Raw genomic sequence first — 24,098 nt, 5'->3', positions numbered from 1 at the left:
GCATTGCAATGCGCTCAATAAAGCCCAATGACTTTGCCATAAATTGGTCAATTTCGATAACGAGTTGTCAATTGCCCTGTGTGTGCTAGAACTAACTATGTGAAGGTTAGTATTGATAATCTAACCTAAGTTAAGCGGACTTCCCTTTCGCTAAGATTACTGCAAGATAAGGAACTAGTAATGCAGGATGTCAGTTTTTTGGTCGTCGACGACTGCCAGCTGGTTAGGAATTTAGTACGCTCTACCTTAGTCAACCGGCTCGGTGCCGAAAATGTTTATACCGCAGAAGATGGCAAAGAAGCACTTGAACTGCTCGATGCCCGACATATCGACATCATCATTGCAGACTGGCAAATGCCCAATCTGGATGGTGAAGAGCTGCTTAAGCTGGTTAGAAAGTCAAAAAAGCACTGTAAGACCCCCTTCATTATGATGAGTTCACTGAGTGACAGAGAGCATGTTGTCTGTGCTATCCAAAACGGGGTATCACAATATATGATGAAGCCTTTCACCGCTGATAAACTCGAAGAAACCGTTCATAAATCCTGGAATTCCATCAGTCGGCGCGGTGCCATCCGATTATCCGGGCTACCAGAACACAGCGTTCGGATCCGAACAGGCAGCAGAACCTTGTCAGGTCATGTGAAAAACATCAGCCAATCCGGCATGTTGTTACAGTCGCCTTATAGTCGTGAAATGCACTTGTTTAGTACCTACGAACTGGAACTGGATGTCTTCGACCTCGATGGTGGTAACTTGCTTATCGCGCCACTATACGCCATGCCTGTACGCATTGTTGCAGTAGAGGGGTTTGTCGATACAAAAATGTGTCAACTGGCCTTACGTTTCAATCGTGACATGCTCAATGACGCCACCAAAGGCCACCTCGATGAATTGTTAAAACACCTGGGAGGATGCGACACGGAATTAATCCAGGACAACTAAATAACGCTCGCTCTGCCTGCGTTCACCTCATAATGATGCATGACTACACTATAGAAGTGACTTTTATAGCCATTGCAGCAGATCTCATTATGAAAAACGCTTGTTGCACTTACCACATTTTTGCCTTTAAGCACCTTAGCTACCCATCCGCTTCTTCATTCCCCTTCTGTGCAAATGGCTAATAAAAAACACAACATGCTAATTCAACGATTGATTTTTTGTACACAGCCTCCCGTTTTAGCTGGCAAAACTTAATCTAAATCAAATTTTCAATTTTTTCTGAAAATTCGCAATTTGAATATTGATCTAGAACAGCTTTTGAAAAACCGCATCACCCTATGATAGCTGCAACAAAAAGATTTACCTTGCACAGGTTCAGGAGATGAAAATGAAAAAACTTACTGCAGCTATCCTATCTACACTTATGTTAACTGCGCCACTGGCTCAGGCTCAGTTCAGTGTGAATGTAGGTGCAATCAACGTTAATCCGAGTGACACAGGCTCAGCGCTCAACGAAATCAAAACAGCAGGCTTGGTTGCGGATTCAGATACCCAGCTGGGTATCACATTTGACTATCAGTACAATGACAATATTGTGTTCGAACTGATTGCAGCAACCCCTTTTTCTCACACCGTTGAAGGTGAAGGTTTTATCCCGGGTACCCCAAACACACAATTAGGCGGCGTAGAAATTGCTTCAGTGAAGCACTTACCACCGACATTATTGGCGCAGTACCACTTCTTTGGTGCCAATGACAAGTTCCGTCCATTTATCGGTGCAGGTCTGAACTACACCGTTTTCTTCGACGAAGAAGCCAGTGCGGCACTTAAAGGTGTATTGGGCACAGACGATGTTAAAGTGGACCTGGACAGCTCATTTGGCGTAGCCCTGCAAGTTGGTTTCAACTACGACCTGAATGAAAAATGGGGCCTGCACGGCATGGTTTCTAAGATGGACATCAATACCGATGCAACAGTTTACGCAGATGGTAAGCAAGCACTGACTTCAGACGTAGAGCTTGACCCAATTGTTGCGATGTTTGGTGTGAAATACAAGTTCTAACAGTTTAAGGTGCCCACAGTGTGGGCACACTACCGAGTTACTTTCTCAATCCCCAGGGGCCACCACACTGGCCCTTTATGCCACCTTAGTGTTACGCGCTTTCTTTTGCTCCAGCATGGCTTTCCAGTGCACTATTTCTTCTGGCAAAACAGGTGTTTCACCATCAAATCCAGCAACTTCCAGCATTTCTTCCACACTGATCACGCCCTGACGGCTTTTAAACACCCCCCTGACATAGGCTATGGCATGCAATCCCCGCTCAGAGTGAAACCTTTGCTCTATATAAAAGTACTTGTGATCCCAACCAACTAATTTGGTTGAAACCGTAAACTCTTGTAATGGCTTGATATCACGAATATAAGTAATGGCTGTTGCATTGACAATTGGGAACCAGCGACGTTTCATAATGGCTGCAAACAATCCCACGCGTTCAGTCATCCAGGTACGAGCCAAATCCATCATGGCCAGATAACGGGAGTTCGTCAGGTGCAGGTTAATATCACAATCACTTGGCAGGGCTCTGAAATTAATATCAATCACATCGAGCAAAGGTTGTGTCGTTTTATTCTGACGGATCCGCCAGAACAACCATAATAGGCGAAAATACAAATTCATGTTGTTGGTCCAACCAGTTGGCATAAAACCCGAGTCTAGCATAGCGGGGCATCAGAACAAGCAAGAATTAGTTCATCGCATACACCTGTAACTTGCGAAAAAGGCATTTGTGCATTAACTTTTATGCAAGACTTATAAGAGTGTAACTTAATGAAATATATAACCAAGCTAGCGTATTTATTGACCTTTCTTAGTGCCAGCCATGCCTGGGCCGACTTTGATATTCCCGGCGCAGGGCAACTCACCTACCCAACTGGTATAGAGAAAGAATTCAGCTTTGGTTTCGGGTGGCAAAGCGGTGCGCAAAAATTTCGCATTGGCGATCGCAGCTATGATATGGCCCAGCTACCTGAGTCGTATTCCATTGCCATCACGCTGAGTAAAGACGATTCTAAAGTTTGGGTCCAGGAGTTTAACCCGGGTTTTATTGAAGGGTTCAGCTGGCAGCTTGGTGATCATAAACTTGAGCTGGTCAAAAAACGGTTTAAGAGCCCTGTGAAAGGGGACTATGTGCTACGCCTGAATGATATAGATTACTTCCTGGTACGTAATAACCTCAGTGTCACCATTAAATTTACTGAGCAAGGTATTGATAATATTAAATTGGATGGCGTAACCAAAAACATGGGGACTAAGCAATAAGCGGTGTGCTGGCTACACGCGAGAATTAACAAAAAGTGGGGATGTTGACATCCCCGCCTGTTATACCTTGACGGTTTTACGGTTAATCCCGTACTCCCTCAGCTTGTTTGCTACCGCGGTGTGGCTCAAACCCAAGCGCTTAGCGAGTTGACGCGAGCTGGGGTAAGCCGGGTAGAGCTTTCTTAATAGGGTCGCTTCAAACCGTTTAACTGCCTGCTCCAGCGTGCCCTCAAAATCAGACTCCAGGTAGCCCAGATCATGGGTAAAGGTGGGTAGCTGCAAGTGCTCAATGCGCAATTCGTTGTCGTCCAGCATAGACACTGCCCGATAAATGGCGTTTTCGAGCTGTCTGACATTACCCGGCCAGGGATATTGCTCCAGGAATTGCAAGCATTCCTCATCCAGAGCCGGCGTCGCATGACCACTTTGCTGTGCATACTTCTGAATAAAGTGCTCTGCTAGCGATTTGATATCCGCTTTGCGGTCACGCAGAGGGGCAATTTCCAGTGTCAGCACATTAATGCGATAATACAGATCTTCACGGAAGCTGCCTTCCTGAACCATAGCAGGCAAGTCTTTTTGTGTCGCCGCAATGATGCGCACGTTGACCTTAACCTCATTTTCATCACCAACTTTACGAAATGTACCATCTTGCAAGAAGCGCAGTAATTTGGTTTGTAACTGCGTTGACATTTCCCCGACTTCGTCGAGGAATACGGTTCCGCCGTCAGCTTGTTCCAAAACGCCACGTTTAGGCGCGCTGTTTTCTTCATAACCGGCATACCCGAACAATTCGGACTCTGCGACGTCATCAGGCAATGAAGCACACGACAGCGCGATGAAAGGTTTTAATGAACGATTAGAAGCATAATGGCAGGCCCGGGCCAGCAACTCTTTACCTGTACCGGTTTCGCCAGTAATTAATATGGGCGCTTCGAGTTGAGCCATTTTACGGGCTTCACGTACGACACGGCGCATAGCGGTACTTTGGCTATGGATAGCCGCAAAGCTCTCCTGACCATAACGACGAAATGCACTGACCTGCTGGCCAAGCCGACTTTGTGACTTAATATTAATAACAGCGCCGGCGAGCACATCGCCCTCGGGACCCTGCGGTACAGAAATAGGCAAGATATCGGCAATAAAATCTTCCCCCCCGACCTCTACTCGCGTTGTCTGACCAAGTACGTCTTTGCCTTCCAGCCAGCGGGTGAAGTTAAACCCTTTCAACAGGTTATTAATATTTGCGCCAATAATATCAGGCTCAGGTTGATTCAAATCACGGCAAGCAGCATCGTTGCAATGGCGCACCCACCCCTTTGCGTCAATTGAAATCACCCCATCGGGAAGCGCACTTAATAAGGTGTTAAGCTCATTATGCTCACGCTCAGAAGGCAGAAAAGCGGTTGTTCTGACATCCTCTACCCCATCTATCAGCCGAATCTCAGGCATGATTTTCTGAAACTGTTCAAATTCAATGGGGGGGAAACTCACATACATTCTGCAATTAACGGAATCAACTTCTATTCCTTTTAAGTCTACCCGGTACTTGACCAGGATATTCAAAATTTCCTGCGCAATACCGATCCGATCGGCACAGTGAATTTCTAAACGCATTTGTTCCTCAAAACGGTTTTCTACCTTTTGCCGGGATCATACTCTAAGAATAGACCCCAGACTAGCAAAACGTAAACAATTTTGGACAGAGATTTTGATTAGAACAACTATAATAAAAATAATCTCTTACTCCTATAAAGTAAGCAGTAAAATGCAGACTTTGAAGGCTGTAATATTAACAGTTAACGATTGCAGTAAGGTTAACAATCAATTTATAATACTAAAGACCTAGTTATTAAGCCGTACAGGTTAAGGGGCCACCTTGAATATTTACAAATTACTTCCATTTGTTCCAGTCATGTACCTGCTGAGTGCTTGTTCGGTGGAAGACCCGTACGAGACAGGCCCAACACAAGCGCAACAACAAGAACAACAAAAGCAACAGGAACAACAAGCGCAGCCACGCGGTTTAAACCTGGCACTGCAAGGGGCGAACAACGCAGTGCTGGCAGACGTGACTGTGCAGCTCTCAGGTAGCCAATACCGCACTGACGAGCAAGGTCAACTGAATTTGACTGAGCTTGACACTGGCATGGTGACATTGACCCTGACCAAGCCTGGTTATGAGCGGGCCGTCATCACCGTCGACAGCCGCGCCTACCAGGAAACCCCATTAACTGTGCAATTAAAGCAGATCAGTGCCACCAGCAGTGAATTGATGTTTGGTGGAGATACTATGTTTGGTCGTCGCTATATGGATCCCTCTTTAACGACCATGGGCAATCTGGTACCCGACGTAGAAGACGCCATTATCAGACCCTCCAATGCCGCAAGCAGTGCCATCGCCCTAACGCAATTCGTGAAGCCCATCATGGCCAGTGCCGACTTTGCGTCAGTGAACCTGGAATCTCCGGTACTGGCAACGCCTACGACTGTGCACCCGAGTAAAGAATTTGCCTTTTTCTCTTTGCCCGAAACGCTGCAGGGACTGACGGAAATTGGCATCGACTATGTTGCGCTGGGTAACAACCACGTATTTGATTATCAGCAGCGCGGGCTGGAAGATACCATACAATTCGTCGAGGAAGCCGGATTCAGCCACAGTGGTGCCGGCAATAATGCCACTGAAGCTTACGCGCCCCGCCTGGTAGACGTAGGTAACACCACATTGGGTCTGGTTTCAGCAACCTCAATCACGGGAGATGACCACCTCATCACTTACATCGCCACCGCCGATAAAGGGGGCGCTGCCGACCTGACCGACAGTACCACGCTCAGAGCCGCCGTCGAACAGGCGAGAGACAGCAGTGATTATGCCATCGTCCAGTTACACGGAGGGGATGAATATTCTTATGCCCCAACTCGCTACATTGATAACCGATTTGAATTTGTCAGCCGTCGAGCCCCTGATCTCATGATCGCGCACCACCCGCACGTCGCGCAGGGCTTTGCCCTATATAATGGCGTGCCTACATTACTCGGGTTAGGAAATTTTGTCTTTGAACAAAACCGCCACGAAACCCTGCTGGGCGTCGCCGTTTCCGTTCGTATCGACCCAGCACTGACGCCAAAAACACAATCAGCCAGAGCCTACCCTGTCTATCTTGAAGATTATCAACCTAAACTGGTCGGTGGATTTTTAAGTGATTACCTGATCCGCCGGCTGGCTGAGTTCTCAGGCTCAGAAATAGCGATTGTCCCGGGCCCAGGTTTTGGGGAAGTTTATTTTCAGAACGCCCCCCGCCCTCAAGAGCTTGACACTGTCACTGTGACGCTGCCTGCTGGCGACCACATTATTGATTTAAGAGAATATGCGCCAAGTCATGCCTTTGTCAGCAAAATCAGTAGCACTGGTGCGCCTCAGATGACACTGGGCCGGGATCTAATGTGGTTTGGAGACTTCGAAGACTGGGACAATGACAACGACACCAATGAAGTGACGCGCTGGGAACACGAGAGCGATGACATCACGCCTTGTCTGACAGGCGCGATGCGCGGTTTACAGGGCATGTGCCTGTCACGTACCCAGTTTAACAATCGTCCACTGCGCATGCCTTTTAAACAAACGCTACGAACGATGCCCATTACACCAGCTGAATCAACGCTCGAAGCCTACCATGACATGAGCTTGTTTGGGTATGCAAAAGGCGATAATGCTGGCGCGGTCAGTGCTGAGCTGACCATAGTTACCGCTGAAGACAACCTGGAATTTTCCAGTGAAGAAGTCAGCCTGATTGGATCAGGGAGTTATGATTGGCAGACTTTTCGGCATGATATTACCCTGCCAGATGACAGCCAAACTTTGGGGCCAGAGCTGTTACCTGCTCGCGCAGTCAAACTGGCATTCAAACACGCACCGCCGGAAGAAGGCGAAGCAACCCTGATGCTGGATCAACTTGCATTGATCTCCTGGCAAAAACCTCTTAGTCTCAACAATGGGTTATGGCAAGCAGATAGTATGCATGGGATGGATTTTCTCACGCTACAGACGAGCAGTGATGTCACAGTGACACTGCATTTTTCTGCTTACAACTAATTAGCCATACTAAATCGGGGGGCGTGTGTCGCTCAAACAGCAAGTTTTTATGATCAAACGGCAAAAGCCATTTTGGTCGATTTTACTCCTATTTTTGGTGGTTTTGGTGATTGCCGTACACGGCTCTTTCGCACGCCTGAACGCCTATGTATATAGTCAGTTTAATCAACTGTTTGAGCAACAAAGCAGTGAGGTTGTGGTGATCGAATCGGCGCACTTACAACAGCAACAATCCGATCTGATCAGTCAATTGCTCAAACAGGATGTGGCTGCCATCGTGGTACTGTCTGATGTTGCTTCTAAGCAAAGCATGTCCTTTGCCAACGTGTACTTCCCCTTTGCCGATCCGCGTTATTGCCTACCAGCCGTACAACCCTGGCTTGGCTACAACATGGTGCTCAGCGCACCGTCCGGGCAATGTCAAAATGTCTGGGAAAGCCTCTATGGACCACAGCACCTTAACACCGGTAAATTAATCAATTTTGCTCTCTCCCTCAGTGCCTTACCCAAATTTTCGAGTACCCGATTACTCGAAGGAGATGTCCTGCCCAGTCAGCTGGAAGGCAAAGTCGTGTTAATCGCCCAGCAACAATTAGGCTTCAGTGTACCGCTGCGCGCGCCTAAATTGCGTGGTGTCAGTAATCCGGTTTATCTGCATGCCTATGTTGCAGATAGCCTGGCAAAGGCACAATTAGTCACCCGCCTGGCACAATGGCAGTCTATAGCGCTGCAACTAAGCTTGTTGGCCTTATTGCTCATCATTTATCAAAAAAATACGCTTACCCTGAGCATCATTATCGCAATCAGTTTATCCGTCGTCGGCCTGCTGAGTAGCTATGTAGTGATGTATTCACTCCATTACCTGCTACCGATTGGCCAACTATTAGTGATCAATGTGATGACTATGTTATGGGTGTTTTTCTCGCGCAAGTGGCTTGAAGAGAATGAGCTTCTGGAGCTCATTGCCAATGTCCACCAGCGTATGATGGGTCGCTACCTGCCCCGTTCGTTCAGCACGGAGAGTACCCCCTGGGATGCTATTATTACTTTAGTTAATCAACAGCTTGCTCTGAATCGCTCGATTTTTCTGGCGCGCCTTGAGGGCGACCATAGACTTGAAGAGATCCGTGCCATCAACTGCCATATTGAAGACATTGTTGAGCAACGTCGGGACTATCAACGTCCTCCCTACTCTGATGCCATCAAAGCGTTTGGTGCGGTACAAACGGGTCGACCCTTTTTCAGTGGTCTTCAGGAGCTGGAACGTCAGTTTGTTGTGCCTTTGATGTATGCAGGTGATGTTCGCGGCTTTTGGGCTATGACTGTGATACCCAACGAACAGTTTGATGAAAAGGCCTTTGTTAAGAATGTTAATCGGTTTGCCAGCCAGATTGGCGAGCTCTTGTTCCATTACAGAATGCTGCAAAACCAGCAACGGGCTTCGCTCAGCCCATTAACCCGAGCACTGACGTTGACACTGGAGAAACCGCTCAGCCAGAAAGTGAAATCAGCCATTGGCGAAATGGAACAAAAATTATCCACGCTCGAACAAGTGTTCAATCAGATCCGAACCGCTGCGGTGTTATTTAATTTATTTGGTCAGGTGGTTCAAACTAACCAGCCGCTGGAGCAATTGGCTAAAAGGCATCATCTGGCCCTGTTCGAGATGACCGCATTGGATCTGCTGGATAAAATCACCCCCATGTCAAAAGAAAAACTGAAAGGCAAGCTGCGCTATTTGACGCTGCAACAAGGCGAGCTATTTCTGCCCGCCACACTTGGGAACGATACCTATATTTTGAATATTCGCTCACTGTCAGCCAACCAGGTGAGTAGTACCATAGGTGAACCCTTTTCAGTAGCAGGGATCTTGTTTGAGTTCATCGACATTACCACTTTATTGCAGCAGCTTGAGGACCCTCATGCGCTTTTGAACCAACTCGCGTCTGCCACGCCAGACAGCGGTGAAGACACCAACGAGGAGCACATGCTGTAATGGACTGGGTGTTGCCTCTTTTTCCGGATGGAAGCGGACTCGGCCAGTCTGTCATAACGACTGTTTGGGTGGGTATTGCCGTTGTATGTATGCTGAACTTGCGCTTTGGCTTTCCACTCACTGGCCTGGTGGTGCCCGGCTATCTGGTACCTCTGCTGATTGTCAGCCCCGTCTCAGCCGTCGTTATCATCATTGAGGCCATTGTGGTTTACGTGCTGATGCGCTTCAGTGCCAAAGTCGTGATGGAACGACTGGGTTACGCTGAGATGTTTGGCCGGGATCGTTTCTTTGCCATTATTTTGATCAGTATTCTCGTTCGGGTGTTTATGGACACCTTGTTCTGGCCTCAGATAGGTCAGATACTGGCACTATGGGACGTGACTTTTGATTACGCAGGGCAGCTGTACAGCCTGGGCCTGGTGATCATCGCCCTCACCGCTAACGTAATGTGGAATGGCGGCTTTCGTTATGGCATGCGCGTCACTCTGATCCAGCTGGCCATTACCTTTGTGTTAGTACGTTTTGTGCTGATGCCGTTTACCAATTTCAGTATCGCTAACCTCGCCATCATGTATGAAGCAGTTGCCGCTTCCATTTTGGCTGCCCCAAAAGCCTATATCATTTTGGTGATCACCGCATTTCTGGCCTCCCGGGCTAACATTCGCTATGGCTGGGAGTTCAATGGCATTATGCTCCCGGCACTGCTGGCACTGCAACTGATGCAACCCAGTAAGCTACTGACAACGCTCATTGAAACCACAGTGATTTTGTCACTCGGCGCGATATTGCTCAATTTTACCCGGCTTAAGCATGCTAACTTTGAAGGGGCTCGGCTGTTATTGTTGTTTTTTAACATCGGCTTCGTCTATAAGCTGGTTTTAAACTACTTTGTGGTTGATTACTTCCCCACCCTCAAAGCCACCGATACCTTCGCCTTTGGCTATATGCTTTCAACCTTGCTGGCACTCAAAATTTTCCAGAAGAACGCCCTCGGTCTGGTACTGCGTGCGACCTTTCAGACCTCTATGGTCGGCGGCCTGCTGGCCTTCGGTATTGGTTTCGCTATCATGTTTGTGCCTTCTTTAGTTCAGAGCCCGGCGCAACCCGTGTCAGTTGATGAGGCCCAAAGTGCACCACTGAGTCACCATGTCAGTGAATACAAAAGTTATCTGTACACAGCACGGTATGATTTACTGAATCTCAGCCATTATCAGCAAGCGCAGCAATTACAACGTTTCCGGGGCGCCATTCGCTTATTGAATGAAAACCGCCAGGATCCGGATACCCGGCGCCGTGCCGCACAGGTACTCGCCGAGCTAGGCTTTGTACTCATTGATAACCCCGCCACTTTAGTTATCAAAGATGCCCAGACAACGCACCCAAGAGGGTTATTTGCCCTCTCTAAATCTCCAGTGCGCGAACACATAGTGACTGTGCCCTACCCCACCAGTGAGCGTTTGGCGGGTGATGCCGCAGGGCAACTCTTTGCCATTTTAGGCAGCAGTGCCCTGGCACTCGGCACTCGAGTAACACCGTCTGCTGCCAGCCAACAAACACGACCGCAAAGTGCCTATTACCAGGCCTTTATTGCAGCACTGAATACGGATCAGGTGTTGCAACTGCGTGCTGTCAACCAGTATACACGGCCTCAGCTTCGGCTTACCCGGTTTACCGAGCAAAGTCAGTTCTGGATCTACAATCAGCTGCCCGATTCACTGTCGCAACGTCAACTCACCCGGTTATTAGGCTTTGAACGCAGCCAGTTTGGGCTGCTCAGTGAGGACAACCTGCCTTATCCTAGCTACCAGGGTGCCATGCTGGAGACCTTTTTCGATAACCTGAGCTACTCCACGCTGCTCTCGCACACCGCAAGAAGCAACGCAAATGCACCACAATATCCGGTAGAGCGGCTCAACCTGCCACTCGAAGATCTGGTCACCGAATTCTCACAGCACATCAGTGCTAAGGGCAGCGGCCATTTTCGTATGCTCGAAGAAAATGAAGCCGCGTTATGGGAGTATGAAGTACTTGAACCCCTGTTCAGGCTGTCCCATCAGCTACGCTCTCGAACATTAGATGATGATGATTTGAACCAACTGGAGCAGCTAAACCGACTCGCCAACATGGTGGGCTACCGCCTGCAACTTATCATCAACAGTGTTCAACGCCTGGTGGTCATTAGCCCGTTGCCTGAAATAGGCTACTATCAGCAGGGTCAGGGATTTTATGCCATCAACCTCAATACCACACAGCCGCTGACCATTCAGGTACCACGGCCACTGTTTGAAAGTAACACCCTGCAATTTGCCACGGATCTATTCCAGGTTAGTGGTGCCCGGGCGCTACTTATTGCTGGCGCTCACCCCTATGCCAGTGAAGAAGCGAACGTGATGTCTCCCACGAATACGCGAACATTATACAATGTGGTGCATCAAAGCGCGGTACGCCATAACCCCAGTATGTCCGTTTTAAGCTTACAAGTACGCAGTCACAGTGCACCATCGCAGATCCGCCCCAGTGCCGTTGCCTATCAGTTCACTCAGCCGGATTTTCGTCATACTTCCACCATCAATGCCCTACACAAAGCCATGGCACAGCTTGGGATCAGTGTTGAAAAGGTGGCGGGTCAGATTGCCACTCGAGGACTGGAGATTGGCTCATCACCGCAGTCAGGCTATCGCCTGTTCAGCCCGGGCAGTGAACTGGCAACCCTGTGGCTGGCATCGGACTTTAAGCAACACTACGCCGTCTCAGAGCAGGCGCTGCAGGAGCGATTACTCGCGGTCTCCGCGCAACCCAAATTTTTACAGGTACGTCTGGCTGCAACTGGACCGGGTGACTGGATCAGCTTATCTGATGAGCAAAAGCAGAGGCTTGATATTACCCTGGATCGCTATGCAAAAACGCAGCACTTACCGTGGCTAAATGCGCTCTGTCAAAACCTGCCTCGATGTCATCTACAGGCTATCCGGCTTACCGACAACGGACTGCTTGGGTTACAAGTGCAACTGGCAGGTAAAACAGCGGCGGTTTACCTTGCACAGCGTAACCGGCTTATTACTCTGAAAGCGCTTGAGGAAATGATGCAAGGAGGCCAGAATGTATTGGATTAAACGCATCCTCCAGGTTCTGCTCATCATCCTTTTGCTGGCCGCGGGGTATCGGGTCGCACTGCATCTATATGTATGGTTGAATTCGGCAGAGCGAATAGCTGCACGCAGCGAAGAGGAAACCCGCTCTGTGGTGCACTGGCTGAGCCCGGATAAGCCGCTTATTTATACATTCCCAACATCACGAACGGTGGCAATTCGGGTACTGTCGAATGCCATTTTTGCCAGTCAAACCGTGCTTGATAAACCCATCAATTACGCAATTGAGTACCGTCTACTGGACAGTCAGGATAATGAGCTGGAAAAACACACCTATCATCATGCATCCAAACTTGCACTTGAAGAAGGTGAGCAACAGGTGAAGCAATTAATTGAAGACAGGCAGGCACTGGCCGTCACCTCTGGCCAGTCATTTTACGTCGACTGGCAACAACTCACCGAGGCCAGCAAAATATCACTCCGGCTCATTCCGGAAGAGCCCAGCCTGCGCGGCGTGGTGGTACGTATCCACGGTAAAACCCCGACCAATGCAGATGATGTTACACGTACCTGGCTTAAGTTACCTCAGCAATGGCGGGAGCGTATGACCAGCTATCATACCCTGGGCGATAGCGGCTTACAGCCGCAGCAAATAGCCAATGCGGTATCATACGACTGGCGTAAACTCGCACCGCAAGGGATCCCGGGGATCGATTTTGACGCAGACATTCTCTATGAATCGCTGCCGTACAACGTAATCACCTATGACTTTTCTGCAGAGCAGTTTGATTTGGATGGATACTATACGCGACCGGGCCTCGCTGCCTCTATTCGCCTGTCTGAAGCCGGTGATGTAAATTTACAAACCCAGGGAGATATGAAAGACCTGCAATTGATATGGCATGATCTGACCCAGCAACAGGCGCCGCTGACACTGCAGCCAGTTACCACGGATGACCCCACACGCTTTTTGCTACCAGATATGCAACCAGGATTGTTGGTGATCCGTTCTCGTGCTGAGATGATCACCACCTGGCGCAATGAGCTGGATCAGGTGATAGCGCCCTTACACAGCTATTATTACCACCTCAACGAAGCGAATCAGGCAGAATATACTGTGCAAGGTGGCAGCGATCTGCAGCTCGATATGCGAGGTGCGCCAGGCAGCTCTGTACAACTCAGCGTGTATGATGCCGAACAACAGCTACTGCGCTCAGAAACGTTAACCCTGGCAGGACTAAATAGCGGTTTTGACCGGTTGATAACCCCGGAAACCCGCCGCGAAGCCATTACGGACAGCGAAAAACGCTATCTGCGCCTGAGCCGTCAGGCACACCGGGTGACAGTGAGTAGCACAGAGCCGGTGGCTGTAAAACTGCAAAGCAGGCATGGTGCAATGCATCATCAAAATTATGTGTGTGCCACCTTGTGTGACGCTCCGCAAAACGGATTCACTGAGGTCGGCGCCTGGTTCAGCCAAAGTGCCGACAATGAGTTCCATTTTATTGAGCAACAGCTGATCCTCAAGGTACGCTTATTCAGTGCGCCTCCTCCCGTGGAGGAGAAACAAAGCGGCTATTTATCGCAAGCCCTGTTCGTCAGTTTACCGGTCTCCAATACTGCACTGGTGTACAGCCCGCCAAAGTACTTTGCGCTACCCCAGCCGGCTGAGCCATTTCAGTATACGCCACTGGTTGATCTGGCACAGCTGTATGACGCACAGCTCAGTATCCAGCAAACTGCTCCAGTGTCGGCACCTGTGCCCAAAGTCATTACATTGAGTGATACCGGGATCCGCTACACCGAGCAGGAGGTCAACCAGCTAGATAAAGTACCCGACTTATCAGACCCATCTTTGCAGCACTTTATCAATCAGGGAACGCCGCGTGATTACTGGAAAGTACGGCTATTTCAGCTAGAGCCAGGACAGACTTTGAGCCAAAATTATCGTGGCCGTGATAAGCCAATGGCGATTGTGATCAAGCCATTTGCCAGAGGCCCGCGCCCTGTCGAACCACTTATACTCAATACCCAGCTGGATGGACAATTCAGCCGAGTTGTAACTGAAGAGTACAGTATTGCTCGCAAGCGCTATGCTCTGGCGCCTGATCTTGCGCAATCAGCATTCTTATTACACCCAAAAAATCCGGCCCTGACCGCCTATCCGTCAGTCACACTCACAATCGGCACGGATATACAACAGCTCAACCAGCTAATCGTGTCAGCGGAGCAACCCCTGTGGTTTGCCTTACTGGAAGAATATGCAACTCCACCTCCTCAACCGCAATGGTGGCAACATGAATTTTAAACCGTATCTGCTTTTATTATTGATGCTCCATACTGGGAAAGGGTTTGCCAGTGACACCGCTGAGCTGCATAGCCCCAGCTGGCAACAAGTATACAACTGGTTTGCAAAACCCATTGCGCTGCCTCCCTGGCAATTGCGCAGCCAGCCGGGCCTGATTATGCTGCAAGCCAGCTCTGCACAATTTGGCGGCGGCAATTTATATTACCGACCTAAAGGCTCTGCCTGCATGCTGTCTGTGCCACATCAATTTCATGACCAACTGACAGATAAAATAGGCAAAGCCGTGTTCGCTACACGGTGTCAGGTGCTGGTGATCAACACCGAGCACCGCAAAGCGCCCAGCCCGGACTTGTACAGCATGGACTATTCGCATCGCCCGAGTGGCTTGCACGCTGCAGCAGCACAAGCATTCGCACGACGTTACCCAACCAGTCACCTCTATCAGCTACATGGTTTCAGCCAAAGCAAACGTCGCACGCCTCAGGCACGCCAGGCGGATTTCATTATCAGCCAGGGCAGACAAAGTACCGACGCTTTGTCACAATTGCAGATGTGTTTGTCAAAACTGAGCGAGCATACCTACCAGTACCCGCAGCAAGTGTCTGAATTAGGCGGTACACGCAATGTTATGCACCGCCTGGGATTACCGGCGGGCTACTTTATTCATATTGAGATCAGCCGCCCAATGCGCGAGCGACTGGTCGCACAGCCCGACATTATGGAACAGTTTACCCTATGCCTTATTTGATTGTGTTGCTTTTGATAAGTTGTCTGCTGCCCACGCTGCCCACGCTGGCCGCGCCTGCAGCACTGCAAAGTGCACCCAGCTGGTATCAGCCGGACACACTGCAATTGCATCGCAGCGCAGCAACTGTCAACCTGGATGCCAGACAATCACGTTTGATTTTACTGCCGGCCGGACACTGGCTGAGCCTGGAAAACCAGCCACATTCTATCCAAGTGTGGCAGGGGCAATCCCCCTTTGCCATGCAACGCGTTACCCAATCCGAACTGCGCTGCGAACAGCATCAGTGTCAGTTGCCTGCCACTGCAACGACCCGCCTGCTGCGCTTTTATAATCCAACAGATGAAATACAAAGCGTTTCTGCCTGGCAGGGTCTGTTTCACAGACATCGGGATCCGTTTCGTATTCCCGTCAAAATGGCGCTCCCGGCAATGCAGCTGTATGAAGCGCAAACACATACCACGCACTATCGCTTAAACGATGGGCAGAGTATCCAGTTATTTTTTACTGAGGCCACCAAGCTCAGGCTCAACGCGCGGCGCATCCTGCCAGACCCAGTCCAGCCCGGTGTGGTCACGGCCAGGCTGGATGGAGATCTCATCAGTCAGCTATCGCTGAGTGACACCTCTGCCGATGAGTTCACGCCTCAGCTGCGCAAATACCGTCTGACTCACGATGTGAAATTACGCAACGATCAGGTCATAGGCCTGAGTAGCAGTGATTTCATAGCCGTTGAGGCAGGAAACTACCTGCGTATTGAAGCTCAGGGTGACACTTTGCTGAATTTGGTCCGCATGGAACGAGGGCTGTACGATACCAACGCGGCACAAACCTGGCCGGAACCTTTGTTTAACCCCTACTGGACGGATAATTTGCAGTGGCACCTCGAACAGGTTTACCAGCACCACGACATTTCATCGCTGCACTCGGCCGATGTCGCACTGGCCAGTGCGCTTGAACGACAACGTCTGTCCGAGCTTCAGGATACACTGGGCACAGTGCGCTTTTTATTACCCAAGAAATCAGACAATGCATTCACCAGCCATTTCAGTGAGCAAAGCGTTGTGCATGCTTATCGCCCGGCTATAGATCGCCTGTTTGCCACCGAGCAGCGCCAAACGTTGCATTATCATGCGGTGTCAGGTGCCGTGCAGTTTGAATTACCTGAACAACCACGCTTGTCGGATACGCTCAGACTGTATACCCGCAGCACCAATGCCGCAGAGCTGACGCTGGTCATTGACAGTTATCGGCACACAATAAACCTGCTGCCCTCTAAAGACTTTACTATGATTTCATTGCCTCTGCCTTTGGATGCCAGTGAGCTCAGTGTGACGATTAGTGACGATGCCCGGGTAGACCTGGCAATACGAGTCAGAGAGCTGCAAGCTTTGCCGAACAACGCCGTTTTATATCAGCGCCCGGGTTTGCTTGAAGACAAAAGCCCCGCTATTGCTTATCGTCTGGAACAACAGCTGCAACGCCTGGGTCACAGCTATCAGCAAGCCCAATCCCGGTTTGTACTCGCTCGCCCACAGCAGGCAGACACCACAACCAGCCTCAGTGCCAGTCACTGGCACTTTCGCCTCGGTGAGGCCGAAATGCTGGTCAGTCAGGACCCTCAACAGGCGCTGCCTTTACTGAAAACACTGATCACCAGTCCCTATGAAGAGGTTGTGATCCGAGCCTGGCAGTTGCGTTTGAGCGCATTTGGAGCACTGGGAGAACATAATACCGCTCAGCGCTATTTGGGTGCCCTGCTCACTCATCCATACCCAGAGCTGCAACGTTATGCAGCCCAGCAACTGCTGGTGCATTATCAAAAAACCCAAGCCATTCAAAGTATTCTCGGATTATGCAGCCTGTGGCGCAACGCCTTACCTGAGTGTCGGGCTGCACTTATCAGCAGTTTTGCCGAGCTCAAGCAAGACCTATATGCACTGTGGCTGGGCCATGACATACGCAACGACAATGACACACTGCAACCGCTTAGTGCGCAACTCGGTTATACACACCCTGCCAGCAACCCGCCCGTGCTTGATTATTCTCTGCGCCATCATGGCGTCAGCACTGTGCTCAGCGAAACCAGTAACACCACCGCCTACCCACTGACGGGAGAACCTCTTACAATCACAGCCCACCAGCCCATGGTGATCAGAGTCAGTGCCCGGTCAAAAGCCATTGAAACAGAGCAAAGCCAGTTATCCTGGTTACATGCCCACCAGGCTGAACTGCGTAAAATCATGCCGATATTTGATGACGTACCTGCGACAACCGTGTTACGCATTGATGAGGACGATCAGCCTCGCCTGTCTATTGCCAGTACCGGTTACTTTGCGCTGAGTGCCGGCGAACAACTGACCCTGAGCAGCGAAAAACTACTGTTGCTTCAGTTCAGTGCTTTGCCTCCCACACACAATATTACCAACGCTCTGGATCTGGCTGGGACACTGTGGCAGGAAGACTTTATGTCCCTGCTCTATCAAACACCACTGGGTAGCACAAGCTCTGTCGCCGCACAGCGCGATTTACTGCTCAATGCCCTGTTACGACTTGAAACTCAGTCACTCAGTGAGCATGAGTTCACGGCTTTATCAGCCAGATTAATGCAGCAAACCCCAGCAGAGTCACTGGCTACATTGTATGGCCGTATTCAGAGCTTTGGCCACTGGGAGGCATTTAATCACTATCAAAATTATGCGGGTACTCAGCTTATCGACTTATCAGCCCTGTTAAAGCGCAGTGCCGCTGAACAATTCAGCCGCCATACCAGCCGCGACGATGCATTGCCTGGACTGATCTTGCGCCCTAATCATAGTCTGGCGCTGAACCTGAGCGAATTACAATCAATGCAAGTCAGATTGGTCTTCCATTTTGCCAATGCCGAATTACTGCAACAACATCAGCGCCCACAGCTAAGTATTGACCGTGCTGGAGGCAACCTGCAGTGGCGACTCGATGACAACCGCAGTGAACTGGGGTTAACGCGCGCAGATCTGAGTGCACCAGGCCTGACATTGCGCTGGCTTAACCCTTTTGCCGCACAATTACTCAGCGTTGAAGTCGAAGCCTATCAGCAGGGCCGCTGGCAAGCCATTGAGCTGGCCGCCGAACAGCTCTTTTATTATGGTGACGAGGCCAATCCGATCACGGCAAAACTCAGTAAAGATGCAGTACTCAAACTGGAGTATGTGGAACAGGGCGCACGACGCGAACAATCCGGGTTTTACCCCGCCGGCTTACTCACCCTGGCACCACAAACCGCGAGCCTGGCCAGGTTCTATCGCTGGCAGCTGGACCCCAATCGCCATAAGCTGGCCGTGGCTCCTCCCGTTCAGCCCTACAGGGTGGCCCAGCCAAAACTCGTATATACCAAAAATGAGAACACCTATCATCAAGCCATTATGCAGGCCGATGGAAACCTTACACACGTTGAAGGGGTGATGCAGTATAACCGTGATGGTATCTATCAAAGCAGTGAACCGCTTGGCTCAGAGCATACGCTGGATCTGGGTATTCGGCTACGCAACCGCTATAAACAGCACTGGTATCGACTGGAGAGCTTTTTTCGCCTGAACAACACCAGCGAACCGTCGTTCAGTATCAATGGTTTGTATGACTGGCTTGACGATGAAGACGACTGGTTTGCCAAAGCACAGTGGTACAATCGCTGGCAGGAGTCACCACTGAGCCGGGAAACCCACCTGACCAGTCAGTGGACTGTCGCGATCGGCGAAATTTGGCGAGAGGATCAACACTGGCGTCATCAGTGGTGGTGGCAGCCCTTTTATTACTACACCAGCATTACTAAAGAAGAATATCTGGCGGACGAAACCATCAGCAATGCCATGTTCAACTTTTATCGCTACAACCATAGCGATGGCTGGCGTGGGGGTTATCGCATCCGCCACCAGAGCAAAGTGGACAGCCAGCTCAGCGCCCAGCTGACGACCACCTCTAATTCAGACTGGACATCACTGGACGTCGCTTCTTTAAGTGGGGTCTGGCAGCAATATTATCAGGGCCATATTTTCTCTGCCGGGCTAAGCAGCAGCTACGTGTTTGCCGATGACCACCGGCCAAATGCGACCTGGCAGTATCTGACGACACTGGGCTGGCAAACCTTGTTTGACTTCAGTGAACACACCGCGGGCTGGATCAGCCTGAACTGGACACAAGACTGGTTTAGAAATAACCACAGCATTCGTTTTGAAGTAACTTTGGGTAATTTACAACGCAGTGGCTTTGACCCGTTTGCACACGACGAAATCATTTTTGAATCGCTGCAACTAACGCATTTCTTAGAGCAGGACCTGTATGGCCGATAATCGATTAAAAACTCAGCTTCAGGCTATCTTATTTGCCGATACAGAACAGTTCTGGCTCAATCTGCACCGCCATAAATACCATCAGTTGCTCGAGGAGTTGGCAGGCTGGGAGCTGCTACAAAACCAGCCAAAAGACGAGCAACTGAGCTATTGGCAGCTACTGCAAACCATTGCTTTTTTACGCCACAAAATTGAGCGCCTGCATGAACAGCTCCAGGGTCACGACGCCGACTACCAATCGTTTGTGGAACGTCTGGGCAAGGCAGAGCTGGCCACTGAAAAACAACTGCATATTCTCAAGTATGCTGAAACACTGGGAGCCTCAGGCACACAACTGCAAAAAGACAAGCAGGCATTCTCACGCTGGTTTGATGAAGGTGCCGTTATCGGTCGCTATCAAACCTTAGTTGCTGATTTAGAGCAGGATCTGCGGTTTCTTATCGCCAAACTGGGGGCACTCACCATTCGTTACCTCAGGTTGTCGCAAGATAACCTGGATGAGGCCTGGAAAAAACTGGACCTGCAACCTTTCTTCCTAAGACTGATGGCCACCAGCAACAATGCACATGTGCGCCATGGGATGATCCGTGCGCTGGTTAATCAGGTTTCTGTGATCAATGAATTTAAAGCCGATCCGGACCTGGACAGCGAATTGGTTGCTGAGCTTATCGAGTTGCTTGATGCAGAGAATACGCCCTATCAGGCCGTTGTGGATATCCTGGAAATCCTGATCCACCAGCGTCCGACCTTTGTGCGCAGTTACATGTGGGCCTATGTGGAAGCAAGCCTCAGTGGCAATACACCAGCGCAGAAGCACAGCGATCAGCTGTTTATTGTCGCTGCAATGCCCCGTATCCTCGCCAACAAATACCCCCTGGAAGAGCGGGATATTCCATTGCTCCGGGAATTGGCGCAGCATCCGTTTGCCCGGGTACGACAAGTATGTATTGAGCAACTGCGCAATCTGCCCGATGCGCTGGCCAGGGAACTGCTTGAAAAACGTTTTAAGGATGAAACAGTCGATGCGGTGCGTTTCACTCTGGTTAAGCAGCTTACCGCTGCCCGTTTTTCTGCTAGCAGGTATGCATTTGGGTTATGGTGTACCCACCTCCTGGGTGAGGAGTGCCTGGAAGTTAAGCGGATACTGTTAGAACAAAGTCCCAGGCTCATGCTCAATGAGGCCGTTGAAGCGACACTGGACGATACTTCAAACAATCAGGATACGGTGTTGATGCAACGCTATATAGGTGTCTTGAATCAGGCACTGGAGCATGAACCCGATCTGGCCGTGCGGCGCTACATTACGCGAACCCGCGAGCAATTATTCAGCTTCACCCAGCAAAGCCTACATGCGCAACTCGTCCAGCGCCTGGCTGAGCACGAAACCGTTTATCTGCCTGGTGATATCGACCAGGACACACTAGGCCGGGCACTCAGTATGCTGGCGCAGCATGAGCAAAGCTTTAACGCATATCAAGACAAACAAGGCTGGCGGGTGGTTATTGGCTACAAACGTCGTCGCCGTTTTTGGCGTGTATGGCATGAGTTTTTTACGCCAAGCACCGATAAACGTCAGAGCTTTAGTCATACCAGTGCCAAAATTCCATCGGCACAACTACATGTGCCCAGTTGCACCACCGCAGAGATCAGTGCAACCAATGTACCCGGCGAAGCGCTTTATCATCTCAAGGAGGCCAGTGCACGCCCTCATTTGCCGTTGCCCGACTACCTGCTGTCTGTACTGAGTCAGGATAACATCAAAGCCAGTAGAAAAAGTTACACGCCCGACGGTATTTTAATCGTGACACCACCTAAGCACTTGTGGCAACGTGTTCGTGCCTACTGGCAATTATCGGTTCAGTACGCCGACATAGATGGCTTACGAAAAGGGAATACGCTTGAGCAGCAAAATTACCTGGCCCGAATTCGCAAGCTCGGCTTCGGTCTGGAGTTTAAACCCTATGGCAGTGAACTGGATTGTTCCTTTGAGGTTGAGTCCGGTATTGCCAACTTGTTCGCCCGTGCCGGCGTGCCGGGTGTGTTGGTCAATTTGGGTTACAGCTTTAAAGAATACCTGTATTCCATTTATCAAAATAGCATCGGTCAGCTGGTGTTTTTTGTATCGACCTTTATCCTCTATTTCTGGATGAGACACGTTCGCCTGAATCGAAAAATTCGCACTAATCGCGCGAAGATCCCTGTTACCATAGGCGGCTGGGGGACACGAGGAAAATCCGGCACAGAACGAATAAAAGCGGCACTGTTCAGTAGCCTGGCGCTGCGCGTCGTTACCAAAACCACTGGCTGTGAAGCCATGATGATTTTCGCGCGCAGCTCCGGAGAGCAATATGAGCTCCCCCTGTTCCGACCTTTCGACAAAGCCAGTATCTGGGAGCAAAGTGATGTCCTTGCCTTCGCCCGCTCGGTACGCGCTGATGTCTTTTTATGGGAGTGTATGGGCCTGACACCCAGGTATGTGCGGATCCTCCGTCGCTGGATGCGGGATAACTTCACCACCATTACTAATACTTACCCGGACCACGAAGATATCCTGGGTCCGAGCGGTGTGGATGTGGCACAAGAAATGGCTGCTTTTATTGGCAGCCACACTCAGATTTTCACCGCTGAGCAAACCATGGCGCCCATCCTCAACCGGGCGGCCGAGCACAAGCAATCAACCCTGATCCAGCTGCACTGGGGAGAAGGGTTTCAGATCACCCCGGATATCCGTGCTTTATATCCCTATGAAGAGCACCCTGATAACATCGCTCTGGTATGCAAAATGGCGCAGTACATTGGCATAGACAAAGATTATGTCTACAAAGAAACCGCCGAGCGTATTGTGCCAGATGTCGGGGTACTGCAGCACTTTACTCAAGCCCCGGTGGATCACCTGACCCAGTCGTTTGTCAACAGTATGTCAGCCAATGAACGCCTTGCCACGCTGGAAAACTGGCGTCGTCTTGGTTTATTTGAGCTCAACGACAAACCCGAGACACAAACCATCGCTCTGCTCAATAACCGCAATGACCGGGTTGCGCGCTCTAAGGTCTTTGCACAACTGTTGGTTGAAGATCTGAGTTTCGATCATATTGTGGTGATTGGTAGTAATGTCGATGGCTTTGAGGCCTATCTGGATCAGGCACTGAATACCCGTTTAAGCCGACTAATTGGCAATAACGACAAACAAGATTTGATGCGCCTGCTGACTCAGTGGAAGTATAATGCAAGCCCTGAGCATTATATTGACCAACTCAACGCCCTGTTTGACACTCCCTGGCTCGAAACCGCACACCTGTACGATGAGGATCTGCTGGGTCATACGCTGACCGAGCATATTGAAAATAAAATACAGCAACGCATTATTCAGCTCAGAATACAAAACTGGCAACTGGCCCAGTCACTGTTGAGCCTGGAAGATTTAGCAAGCCACCAGAAACAGCTGGAGCGTGTGCTGAGCAGCATCCTGCATAGCAAGTTATTGCTGCTGGATAACCCCCATATCACTGCAGACGATCTGACCAACCGTATCGCTCGCCTGGGACTGGCCGGACAACATCAGTTAATCGTGGGCATGCAAAATATCAAAGGCCCCGGACTCAATTACGTCTATGCCTGGCAACACTGGCATACGTTGCATGCCAGCTGTGAACGACTGCTCGAACCTCAGATAAGTCATGCGCAGTTTAGGCGCGACCTGAACAAGCTCACGCAACTCGATAAGGTCAATCGTATCGAGCGAGACTATTTCTCCAAGATGCTGCGTACCCTCAGTAAGCTGCCTCAGGCGCAAAGCGAATTTGCCCAGGCCGAACTCAGTCATCTGGCTGAACGCCTCACGCAACAAAGTGCCAGTGACGATCAGGCCGCGGGCCCTGAAAATTTATCCGGCTTTACGCGTTTTATACTGCAAGTGGTGGAGTCTTTTCTGGATGCTGGCGCCGCTGTTAAGCGCAAGAAAACCGCACAGCAGGTGTATGAGGACATTGCATCGCAGCGGATCACCCCGGAGCGCGCCATTACGGTTTTGGCTGCACTGAACCGAGGCCAAAAACCTGGCTGGCTAACCGATCGCTGGCTCAACCGCGGCCAGGATTAACATGCCTCCCCCTTGGCCCACATCAGCATGATGTGGGCACACTCCTTGCTTGATTGAATATTGAGCGTCTCACTTGATGGTTTGTTTTCGCATTTTGCAATTTTGCTAAGCCAAATGACCCAAATGGACATGCAAAACGCAAAAATGTGCAAAATGCGAAACGACAGTAGATCAG

The 24,098-nt window shown here is 50.1% G+C and carries 12 protein-coding genes; 10 read left to right on the top strand and 2 right to left on the bottom strand.

The features are described 5' to 3' along the window. Positions 1 to 180: 180 nt before the first annotated feature. Together QNM19_RS17045 and QNM19_RS17040 are read left to right on the top strand one after the other, a co-directional pair. A complete protein-coding gene (locus tag QNM19_RS17045; RefSeq protein ID WP_284026982.1) occupies positions 181 to 945 on the top strand; it encodes a response regulator in 765 nt (254 codons plus the stop codon). A 388-nt stretch (positions 946 to 1,333) separates the two neighbouring features. Further along, positions 1,334 to 2,008, top strand: coding sequence for an OmpW/AlkL family protein (locus tag QNM19_RS17040; protein ID WP_049864476.1), 675 nt, complete (start codon positions 1,334 to 1,336; stop codon positions 2,006 to 2,008). A 75-nt stretch (positions 2,009 to 2,083) separates the two neighbouring features. Here QNM19_RS17040 and QNM19_RS17035 read toward each other — a convergent pair whose 3' ends face one another. Continuing rightward, complete coding sequence (locus QNM19_RS17035) at positions 2,084 to 2,623, bottom strand: thioesterase family protein (RefSeq protein WP_284026981.1); 540 nt, start codon at positions 2,621 to 2,623, stop codon at positions 2,084 to 2,086. Between the two features lie 150 nt (positions 2,624 to 2,773). Between QNM19_RS17035 and QNM19_RS17030 the strand changes: the two genes are divergently transcribed. Next, positions 2,774 to 3,265: a hypothetical protein gene (locus QNM19_RS17030; protein WP_049864475.1), complete on the top strand. Its 492-nt coding sequence runs from the start codon at positions 2,774 to 2,776 to the stop codon at positions 3,263 to 3,265. Between the two features lie 60 nt (positions 3,266 to 3,325). Here the strand turns inward: QNM19_RS17030 and tyrR are convergent, their stop codons facing one another. Next, positions 3,326 to 4,882: a transcriptional regulator TyrR gene (gene tyrR, locus QNM19_RS17025; RefSeq protein ID WP_010385077.1), complete on the bottom strand. Its 1,557-nt coding sequence runs from the start codon at positions 4,880 to 4,882 to the stop codon at positions 3,326 to 3,328. Between the two features lie 262 nt (positions 4,883 to 5,144). Between tyrR and QNM19_RS17020 the strand changes: the two genes are divergently transcribed. From QNM19_RS17020 to QNM19_RS16990, 7 genes are read left to right on the top strand one after another with little or no spacing between them, the layout of a single operon-like run. After that, positions 5,145 to 7,358, top strand: coding sequence for a CapA family protein (locus tag QNM19_RS17020; RefSeq protein WP_082225429.1), 2,214 nt, complete (start codon positions 5,145 to 5,147; stop codon positions 7,356 to 7,358). Between the two features lie 49 nt (positions 7,359 to 7,407). Continuing rightward, a complete protein-coding gene (locus tag QNM19_RS17015) occupies positions 7,408 to 9,354 on the top strand; it encodes a hypothetical protein (RefSeq protein ID WP_284026980.1) in 1,947 nt (648 codons plus the stop codon). Beyond that, positions 9,354 to 12,467, top strand: coding sequence for a poly-gamma-glutamate biosynthesis protein PgsC/CapC (locus QNM19_RS17010; protein ID WP_049864472.1), 3,114 nt, complete (start codon positions 9,354 to 9,356; stop codon positions 12,465 to 12,467). Before QNM19_RS17015 ends, QNM19_RS17010 begins: the two co-directional genes overlap by 1 nt. Next, entirely contained in the window at positions 12,454 to 14,751 is a 2,298-nt protein-coding gene (locus QNM19_RS17005) for a hypothetical protein (RefSeq protein ID WP_049864471.1), read from the top strand. Before QNM19_RS17010 ends, QNM19_RS17005 begins: the two co-directional genes overlap by 14 nt. Beyond that, a complete protein-coding gene (locus QNM19_RS17000; RefSeq protein WP_049864470.1) occupies positions 14,741 to 15,499 on the top strand; it encodes a hypothetical protein in 759 nt (252 codons plus the stop codon). The genes QNM19_RS17005 and QNM19_RS17000 overlap by 11 nt, the downstream gene beginning before the upstream one ends. Further along, complete coding sequence (locus QNM19_RS16995; protein WP_284026979.1) at positions 15,487 to 19,824, top strand: hypothetical protein; 4,338 nt, start codon at positions 15,487 to 15,489, stop codon at positions 19,822 to 19,824. The genes QNM19_RS17000 and QNM19_RS16995 overlap by 13 nt, the downstream gene beginning before the upstream one ends. Then, complete coding sequence (locus tag QNM19_RS16990; protein WP_284026978.1) at positions 19,814 to 23,923, top strand: poly-gamma-glutamate synthase PgsB; 4,110 nt, start codon at positions 19,814 to 19,816, stop codon at positions 23,921 to 23,923. The genes QNM19_RS16995 and QNM19_RS16990 overlap by 11 nt, the downstream gene beginning before the upstream one ends. Positions 23,924 to 24,098 lie beyond the last annotated feature (175 nt).

The sequence above is a fragment of the Pseudoalteromonas ardens genome, from assembly GCF_030125445.1.
Taxonomy (GTDB): domain Bacteria; phylum Pseudomonadota; class Gammaproteobacteria; order Enterobacterales; family Alteromonadaceae; genus Pseudoalteromonas; species Pseudoalteromonas ardens.
This window is presented reverse-complemented; position numbering and strand designations above follow the sequence as displayed.

Coding starts and splice junctions, on each gene's coding strand:
- QNM19_RS17045 (WP_284026982.1), top strand. CDS start 181: ATGCAGGATGTCAGTTTTTTGGTCGTCGACGACTGCCAGCTGGTTAGG.
- QNM19_RS17040 (WP_049864476.1), top strand. CDS start 1,334: ATGAAAAAACTTACTGCAGCTATCCTATCTACACTTATGTTAACTGCG.
- QNM19_RS17035 (WP_284026981.1), bottom strand. CDS start 2,623: ATGAATTTGTATTTTCGCCTATTATGGTTGTTCTGGCGGATCCGTCAG.
- QNM19_RS17030 (WP_049864475.1), top strand. CDS start 2,774: ATGAAATATATAACCAAGCTAGCGTATTTATTGACCTTTCTTAGTGCC.
- tyrR (WP_010385077.1), bottom strand. CDS start 4,882: ATGCGTTTAGAAATTCACTGTGCCGATCGGATCGGTATTGCGCAGGAA.
- QNM19_RS17015 (WP_284026980.1), top strand. CDS start 7,408: ATGATCAAACGGCAAAAGCCATTTTGGTCGATTTTACTCCTATTTTTG.
- QNM19_RS17010 (WP_049864472.1), top strand. CDS start 9,354: ATGGACTGGGTGTTGCCTCTTTTTCCGGATGGAAGCGGACTCGGCCAG.
- QNM19_RS17005 (WP_049864471.1), top strand. CDS start 12,454: ATGTATTGGATTAAACGCATCCTCCAGGTTCTGCTCATCATCCTTTTG.
- QNM19_RS17000 (WP_049864470.1), top strand. CDS start 14,741: ATGAATTTTAAACCGTATCTGCTTTTATTATTGATGCTCCATACTGGG.
- QNM19_RS16995 (WP_284026979.1), top strand. CDS start 15,487: ATGCCTTATTTGATTGTGTTGCTTTTGATAAGTTGTCTGCTGCCCACG.
- QNM19_RS16990 (WP_284026978.1), top strand. CDS start 19,814: ATGGCCGATAATCGATTAAAAACTCAGCTTCAGGCTATCTTATTTGCC.